Source organism: Reyranella soli, assembly GCF_007992495.1.
In the GTDB taxonomy this organism is placed as follows: domain Bacteria; phylum Pseudomonadota; class Alphaproteobacteria; order Reyranellales; family Reyranellaceae; genus Reyranella; species Reyranella soli.
The window spans coordinates 1-7,721 of the sequence record NZ_BKAJ01000268.1 but is presented as its reverse complement, the minus strand read 5'-3'; the positions used below and the strand labels follow the sequence as shown (position 1 = coordinate 7,721).

The 7,721-nt window shown below is 65.3% G+C and carries 8 protein-coding genes; 1 reads left to right on the top strand and 7 read right to left on the bottom strand.

The window, feature by feature from the left end; genetic code table 11:
* Window positions 1-53: 53 nt before the first annotated feature.
* From RSO01_RS45080 to RSO01_RS45050, 7 genes are all read right to left on the bottom strand, one after another.
* Window positions 54-1,049, bottom strand: coding sequence for an NAD(P)H-dependent flavin oxidoreductase (locus tag RSO01_RS45080; protein WP_147157171.1), 996 nt, complete (start codon window positions 1,047-1,049; stop codon window positions 54-56).
* Window position 1,050: 1 nt separating this feature from the next.
* Window positions 1,051-2,052, bottom strand: a complete 1,002-nt coding sequence (locus RSO01_RS45075; RefSeq protein WP_170303857.1) for a methyltransferase — start codon at window positions 2,050-2,052, stop codon at window positions 1,051-1,053.
* Between the two features lie 98 nt (window positions 2,053-2,150).
* Entirely contained in the window at window positions 2,151-2,906 is a 756-nt protein-coding gene (locus RSO01_RS45070) for a hotdog family protein (RefSeq protein ID WP_147157169.1), read from the bottom strand.
* Entirely contained in the window at window positions 2,903-3,883 is a 981-nt protein-coding gene (locus tag RSO01_RS45065) for an NADPH:quinone oxidoreductase family protein (RefSeq protein WP_147157168.1), read from the bottom strand. The genes RSO01_RS45070 and RSO01_RS45065 overlap by 4 nt, the downstream gene beginning before the upstream one ends.
* Before the next feature lies 1 nt (window position 3,884).
* A complete protein-coding gene (locus RSO01_RS45060) occupies window positions 3,885-4,457 on the bottom strand; it encodes a hypothetical protein (protein WP_147157167.1) in 573 nt (190 codons plus the stop codon).
* Window positions 4,458-4,540: 83 nt separating this feature from the next.
* Window positions 4,541-5,275, bottom strand: a complete 735-nt coding sequence (mddA, locus tag RSO01_RS45055) for a methanethiol S-methyltransferase (protein WP_147157166.1) — start codon at window positions 5,273-5,275, stop codon at window positions 4,541-4,543.
* Between the two features lie 217 nt (window positions 5,276-5,492).
* Window positions 5,493-6,668 (bottom strand): MFS transporter, encoded by a 1,176-nt coding sequence (locus RSO01_RS45050; RefSeq protein ID WP_147157165.1) that lies wholly within the window; start codon window positions 6,666-6,668, stop codon window positions 5,493-5,495.
* Window positions 6,669-6,703: 35 nt separating this feature from the next.
* On the opposite strand from RSO01_RS45050, the gene RSO01_RS45045 reads away from it, so the two are divergent.
* A partial coding sequence (locus tag RSO01_RS45045) for a bifunctional AfsR/SARP family transcriptional regulator/alpha/beta hydrolase (protein WP_281291644.1) occupies window positions 6,704-7,721 on the top strand: 1,018 nt, incomplete at its 3' end.

Sequence of the window (7,721 nt, the reverse complement as noted above, 5' to 3'; positions counted from 1 at the left end):
CAGGCAATCTCATCGGCCCCTCGCCAGCTCGTTAAAACCACTGTGCAGAGCTACTAGTCTCGTTGCCGGAGAGCGGGACCTCCAGGTCCGCGCTCCTGGCCCTTCGCCACGGACGGCAGCCTTTCGGCCAGACGAGCAGCCTGGGCGAGCATGCGTTCGATCAGATCACGCACTGAGACGACCTCGCTGATCATGCCGGCCACCTGGCCCGCGGCCGACTGGCGGCGGTCGCTCTTGTTCTCGCCGTAGCGCGAGCTGCGGACGCGAGTGGCGAGGTCCTTGAGTTCCGCCGCATCGGCACCGCGCGCCACCGCCCCTTCATAGGCCGCGATCTCGGGCGTGCGGATGCAGCGCACGGTGGCGCCGGTCATGGCGCGGGTGACGATGGTGTCGGTCTCGCGCATCGCCAGCAGCCGGTCGCGGCCCCAGTCGTTGAGGTCGGACTCGACGGTCGCCATGAAGCGCGTGCCCATCTGGATGCCGACCGCGCCCAGCGCAAAGGCGGCGAGGAAACCGCGCGCATCGCCGATGCCCCCCGCCGCCAGCACCGGGATCTTCACCGCGTCGACCACCTGCGGCACCAGCGGCAGGGTCGAGACGGTGCCGACATGGCCGCCGGCCTCCGCGCCGGAAGCGACGACGGCGTCGACGCCCTCGCCCTCCATGCGCCTTGCATGCTCGACTGTCGGGATCACCGACACGACCTTGATGCCAGCCATCTTCAAGCGGCGCACAACGGCTTCGCCCGGGTCGGCCCGCCCCGTGGTGACGATGGGGATGCCGAGCTCGATGCAGGTCGCCGCGCAGCGCTCGGTGATGCCGCGGCCCATAGGCATGATGTTGACGCCGAACGGCTTGCCGGTGCGCTCACGGACGCCGGCGATGTCGGCACGCAGTTTCTGGTCGGTGCCGCCGAAGGTCGGCAGCACGCCGAGCCCACCCGCGTCGCTCACCGCCGCCACCAGCTCGACACCGCCGCCGCCCTGCATGGCGCCCTGCAGGATGGGGTACCTTATTCCCAGCAGGTCGCAGATGACGGTGTGGAACACGTCACTTGGCTTTGGTGCCCGTGACGCGACTCAGCGAACCCGGGATGAAATCGTGCAGGCCGACGTCCAAATAGCCGGCGGTGCGGAAGTAGCCCAGCACGTCCGCTTCCGAATGGGCGAGGCCCAGCGAATCCGACACGGCCTGGCCGAGCCCCCAATAGGCCGGTCCCCACGGACCCGTCCGCTGGTCGTTGGTCATCTCGCCGATGAGGTGCATCTGGCCGCCGGGCAGCAGCGCGTCATGCGCCTTCCTGATGACGCTTGCGATCATGTCGCGGCCGTACATCGGCAGGTTGGAGGCCATGATGGCGACGTCGCAATCGGCCGGGAACGGATCGCGCGTGAAGTTGCAGGGCCGGGCTTCGACGCGATCGGCGAAACCATGCTCGGCGATGAAGTCGCGCGCCACCTCGCATACGACTGGCAGGTCGAGCACCACGCCGCGGATCGTCGGATGTTCCTTGGCGGCGGCGATGCAATAGGCACCCGAGCCGCCGCCGATATCCATGATGCGCTTGCGGCCCGAAAGATCGACTTGCCGGACGAAGCGGCGGCCGGCGCCGAGGCCGATCGAGTAGGTCGCGGCATGGTAGCGCCGCGCATCGGCCACGGTGAAGGTCTCGATCGAGCCCATCACCTTGAGGTCCTTGATGCGCAGATGCTCGGCCAGCCGGCCCCATTGCGTCCATTGCGGCTTGGTGAAGCTGATCCAGGACCCCATGTAGCCAGGCTTGCCCTCGACCAGGAAGCGCTCGACGTCGGCGGCGTTGCGATGGCGGCCGTCGGCCTGCTCGAGCAGGCCGGCGGCGCACAGCATCACCATCAGCCGCTCGGCGTTGGTCGGATGGATGTCGACGGCCTTCGCGACTTCTTCATAGGTGCCCGCGCCGTTGCTGATCGCCGTGAACACGCCGATCTCGACCGCGGCCATGAGTGCGGCCGACTGGCCGTAGGACTGGGCGATGTTCTGCAGGCGGACAGTGGTGGGCGTTGGTTCCGCCATACCGGGCTCCGACGTTAAAACGACGACGGAGATGATCATCTGCACGGCGAAGGCCGTAAAGCGCGGCGTAACGGCGATTACGCTGAGCGATGCGAGATCTATCCTTCTCCGAGCTGGACCTGTCGATCAACCAGCAGCCAGGTTGCCCGAGCGACCGCCAGGATCTTTCCGTCCGAGCCCAGCAACGCACTGTTGGCAAACAGTTTGCGGCCGTCCCTGCCGGTCGGCCACGCGGCAATGACGCATCGATCGCCGGGGCTGGGCCGCCTCTCGATATGCGCACTCATTCGTCCGAGAAGAATTGTCTCAGAGCCGGTCATGCCCAGGTGCTGCGCGCCAACAGCCGCATATCCCGTTGGACAGTCCAATGCAGCCCAGATGAACTCGCTCGCGACGGAGCCACCCTCGTTCGCAAGATTGGCGTAGGGCACCCATGGTGCCGCGACCGTTCTGGTCTGTTGGTCGGGACGCGACGGCAAAGGACCCGGAATGATGCGCAACCCGTCGCCGTGCACACGCCCCGGCCCGCACACAAAGCACGTCGGCAATGGATGACGGCTTTGGTCATGTCGCGATCGGCGAACCGCGTCCGCAGCCTCGGACAGATCGATGATGGGGATTTCAGGAACGTCGACACGGGCTCTGCGACCCGCGGCAAGTATCGTCCCTTCCATCCTGAGCTCCACGCCGTATTCGCCGGCCATGATGTCGAGCCGTTGGTCGAGCGGCGGCGGCGCCAGCAAGGTGATCTCGGCGCCGCCGTCGATGTAGGCAGCGAGCAGTCCGCAGACATAACCGCCATTGGCTGACTTTGGCGGACCGCAGAAACGTTTTTCGATCACGATCGATGTCATCGGTTCACCTGCAGCACGATCCGCCCTTGCGAACTACGGTTTGCAACAGCGCTCATCGCGTCGGCCGCCCGCTCGAGAGGCAGCACCCGGTCGATGTGCGGGCTGAGCTTGCCCTCGCCGACCCATGCCATGATGGTCTCGGCCGAGCGACTGACGTCGTCCGGGCAGCGTTGTGTCCAGGCCGCGATGAAGACGCCGACGATCGAATAGTTCTTGAGCAAAGGCAGATTCATGGCGAGCGACGGGATCTCGCCGCTGGTGAACCCGATCGGCATCAGCCGGCCGTTGTAGCGCATCAGCCGGGCCAGGGTGGCGAAGAGGGAACCGCCGACATTGTCGACACAGACGTCGAGGCCTTCGTCGCCCGTGAGGGCTTTCACGCGCTCGCGGACGTCTTCGCGCGAATGATCGATGACCTCCGCAGCGCCATGCTCGCGGACGAGGGCCGCCTTGGCCGCGCTACCCACGACGGCGATGACCCGCGCGCCGACCAGGTGCGCGAGCTCGACGCAAGCAAGGCCGATCCCGCCGGCGGCTCCCGTCACGAGGACTGTCTCGCTGGGCTGAAGCCGTGCCCGCTCGATCAGGGCATACAAGGCCGTGAGATAGCTGTTCAGGATGGTCGAGCCTACGGTGAAGTCCACATTGGCCGGAAGAAGGGCGGTCATCGCCTCCTTGGCGACCATGCGTTCGGCAAATCCGCCGAACCAGCTGACGCAACTGACCCGGTCACCGGGACGGAAACGCGTCACCCGCTCGCCGCAAGCGATCACGACACCGGCCGCGTCGGTTCCCGGGACGTAAGGCAGAGCCGGCCTCATCTGATAACGGCCGCAGGTCATCAGGTAATCCATGTAGCTCACGGACGCGGATCGGACGTCGACCAGGACCTCATCCGCTGCCGGCTGCGGTTCGACGGCTTCAGCCAGCTTCAGGGCGTCGATGCCTTCGAAGGCCTTGCAAAGAACGGCGCGCATTTCATCCTCCCCGATCTGCTTGGGACACCAGGCTGAGCCTGCGGATCAGGTCCTCGCCGCCAAACATGTTGTTGTCGCAAAGGTCCCGCGCGACAGCGGCGAGCGGACTGCGCAGCCGTTGAAGCCGCAGCACCTGGTCGGCCGGGCAGAACAGCGGCCGGACGCTGCCATATTCGTTGTGAAAGACCCAGCCGAGGTAATCGACGTAGCCGAGCTTGAGGAAGAACGGCAGTAGCCATCTCCTGCAGTCGACGAAATCGATCTTGCACGGCCGGCCGGCATTGAAATCCCGCGCGTAGTGTACGATCAGCCTGATCGGATACGACGAGCACCGCAGCGCCGGATCGAACATCAGCTTGGTGGTGAGCGACATCTCGTGCGGATCGAAAGGGAATCGATCGTCGATCCGATAGAGCCTGCGATAGTACGCGGTCGGCAGGTCGCTGAAGCGATTGCCGCGAATCGTTCCGACGATCGCGCCATCGAAATAGGCCGCATAGATACGCGCCGCTTCGTCGAGCGGTTCGACAACCTGCTTGCCTATATGATCGGCGTGTTTCTGGCGCAAGCCCATCTGCTCGACATAGATGCGATATCTGAAGCGATAGACCTCGTTCCTCGCCTCATCGTCGATGGCTTCGCGGATTTCGAAGCGAGTCATTTCGCGCCCAGCCGGCCGGGCATCAGCATGGGGACGCGCCGGCGATACTGCTCATAGGTGGCGCCGAACTGCGCCACCAGGTCCCGCTCCTCGAGCTGGACCCCGATCAGGATGTATCCCGTCATCATGACCGCGAAGAGCAGGTGTCCGGCGGTCATGTGCGGCGTCGCCCAGAAGGCGAGCAGGAACCCCAGCATGAGCGGGTGGCGCACGAGCCGGTACAGCAGCGGTGTCTTGAACGCAGTCATACGAGCCGCCGCGCCGCGCACCGCGTCAAACACCTGGCGCAGGCCGAACAGCTCGAAATGATCGATCGAATATGTCGAGGCGAGCGCTATCAGCCAGCCGATCCAGAAGATCACGCTCAGGATCGCTGCCGGCACGCCCTCCACGCGCCAGATCGTCGTCGTGATCGGCCGCCATTGCCATAGGATGAGGATCAGCAGGAGGCTCGAGATCAGCACGTAGGTGCTGCGCTCGCACGGTGCCGGGACGATGGTCGTCCACCGGCGCTTGAAGGCCGGACGGGCCATGACGCTGTGCTGGATGGCGAACGCGCCGAGCAACGCCACGTTGATCAGGATCGACGGCATGAGCCCGCTCTCGGAGCCGACGTCGATCGATTTCGGCACCCAGTAATTGCCGATGAAAGCCACCGTGTAGACGAACGAGACGAAGAAGACGAAGTAGCTCGCAATGCCATAGATCAGGGCAGCAACGCTTCCGATCACGAAGATCCTCCAATGTCCTGTGGTGCCGGTGCTACCACCGCGGCGTCCCCTCGCCGTCCTCCCGGCTGCGTCGAGTTCACCGGTCTCTCGAAAACCCAAGAAGACACGGCCACTCGTCCCAAAAGGGGCTGCAGTCCCGCGGCTCGTCGCTCATCGCCGCCAGAACTGAGGCCGCAGCCACGGCCAGCAGCGCCCATCGGGCAATTTCGCGCAGCATCTATGCCTGAGAGGGCGCTCTTACCTGGCGCGGAATGGCGAGGGTCACCATGGCGGCCAAAGCGAACGACACGGCGGCAAGAAGCATGGGAAGATCGATGCCGATCCGCTCGAATGCCAATCCGGCAATGATCGGCCCGATGACGCGCCCGCCTCCGCCCAGGAACAGAAAGCCGCCCAGGATCGATCCTTTGAAGTCATCGTCGGCCAGCTTCGAGGCAAGACTGGATAAGGTCGGGAAAACCAGTCCATAACCGGTGGCGAACGGAAGGACCGCCAGCAGACCGAACCAGAAATTCGTCGTCTCGACCAACAACGCAACGCCGCTCAAGAGAAGGCCAAGTCCGGCGAGAAGAATCGCCCTGTCGTCGAATCGCGCCGACCAGCGCCCGATCGCCACTCTCGATAGAATCGTGATCAGTCCCGCCCAGGCCCACAGGAAGCCTGCGCCCTGCACGCCAAGCGATATTCTGCGTTCAAGGAACAGGGCCAGCATCGACATCACCCCCTCGAACGCCGGCAGCGTGATGAGATAGATGATCACGACAACCGACAGAGGCCATGACGCGTACGCGCCGAGCCAGGCTCTCAATGCCAGCGGTTGTTGCCTCGACTGACAGTCGTTGCGATGAATTGAACGAGGCAGGCAGAGCCCTGCCAGGAGCGCACCAGCGATCGCGAGGAGTGCGGCGGCAAGACCGGTGACGCTGTAGCCGAGGCCGAAGGTCAGGCTCGCCAGGACGGGGCCAAGCATCAGGCCAACACCATACGACGCGCCGATGTACCCCATTGCCGCCGTTCTCTGCTTGTCATCGGTCATGTCGGCGGCGAACGCCTGCAGGACCGCAAACGTGCCCGCTCCGAATCCGGCGCCGACGCGCGAAAGCAACAGCGTCGAGAACGAGCTCGCGAAGCCGAAGGCGACGTACGAAGCCGCGGATATGGCCAGGCCGATGACGATCAGGCGCCTTCTGCCGAACCGATCGGACAGGCGCCCCAGCAAGGCGTACGAAAGGCTTTGTGCCAGCGGAAAGGCCGCGATGATGACGGCCAGATCGACGGCGGACGCTCCCAATGTTTCCGCGTAGAAAGGGAGGATCGGCACGATGATCCCGTAACCGAGCATGTCGATTGCGGTCACGGTGCACAAAACCAGGAGCGACCTGTTGTCTTTCATTTGGGGAGTCCCGGAGAGAGGCGACGCGTGCAATCATGAAGTCCGTGGCTGGTAGCATCGCCCCGTCCCCTGAATGTCCCCGCTTCACCGTGCGGGCGCTTGGCTTCCCGGAGATCCGGCGGGACGACCGGCCGCTCCCGTTGGCCTTGCGCAAAGGCCTGGCCCTGCTGGTCCATTTGGCCGAAGCCGGGGGGCCGGTCGGGCGCGACGCGATCGCCACCATGTTGTGGCCGGAAAGCTCAGAAGACGTCGTGCGGGCGCGGCTGCGGCGCCTGCTGCATCGCCTTCAGGGAGCGCTCGGCGATGACGTTCTTACGATCGATCGCTCGACGGTTCGATGGTCACCGGCAATCGACCTGCAGGTGGACGCTCAGCTATTCGAGCAGGCCTGCGACCGCGGCGAGTTCGAGCATGCCTGCCGTCTTTATGGCGGCGACTTTCTCGACGGCTTCTCGCCTGGCGACAGCCCACAATTCGATGAATGGGCCTTCTTTCGCCGTGAGGCCTTGCGGGGCCGGGCGATCCAGGCGCTCGAGCGCATGGTGCGCGACAAGAATGCGGCTGGCGACTACGCGGCCGCAGCGGCCTATGCCGGCCGGCTCGTCGGGCTCGATCCGCTCAGCGAGGTGTATGGCCGGCACCTCATCCGCAATCTGCTGCTCGCCGGAGACCGCGCTGGCGCTGAACGCCACCTCGCGGCCCTGACGCAACGTCTTCGCGACGAGCTCGACGTGGCGCCCGAGGCCGAGACCCTCGCCCTGCTGAGCGCCGGCACAATGTCAGCGGTCGAGGAGCCGCCGCCGACGCGCTACGTCAGCGGCGGCGGCGTCCATCTCGCGTTCCAAACCTATGGTGCCGGGCGGATCGACATCCTGATGCTGCCGGGCTTCGTGTCGCATGTGGAACGGGTCTGGGAGGAGCCACGGTGCCGGACGTTCCTGTCCTCCCTCGCCGGGATGGGCCGCCTCATCCTGCTCGATCGTCGCGGCGTCGGGCTTTCCGACCGGGTCGGGTTCGCGCCCAGCGTCGAAGCGACCGCGCAGGACATCGGCA

Bases quoted from the DNA above. Each gene is read 5' to 3' on its own strand.
- RSO01_RS45050 (WP_147157165.1), bottom strand. From the start codon at position 6,668: ATGAAAGACAACAGGTCGCTCCTGGTTTTGTGCACCGTGACCGCAATC.
- RSO01_RS45070 (WP_147157169.1), bottom strand. From the start codon at position 2,906: ATGACATCGATCGTGATCGAAAAACGTTTCTGCGGTCCGCCAAAGTCA.
- RSO01_RS45060 (WP_147157167.1), bottom strand. From the start codon at position 4,457: ATGGGCTTGCGCCAGAAACACGCCGATCATATAGGCAAGCAGGTTGTC.
- RSO01_RS45075 (WP_170303857.1), bottom strand. From the start codon at position 2,052: ATGGCGGAACCAACGCCCACCACTGTCCGCCTGCAGAACATCGCCCAG.
- RSO01_RS45065 (WP_147157168.1), bottom strand. From the start codon at position 3,883: ATGCGCGCCGTTCTTTGCAAGGCCTTCGAAGGCATCGACGCCCTGAAG.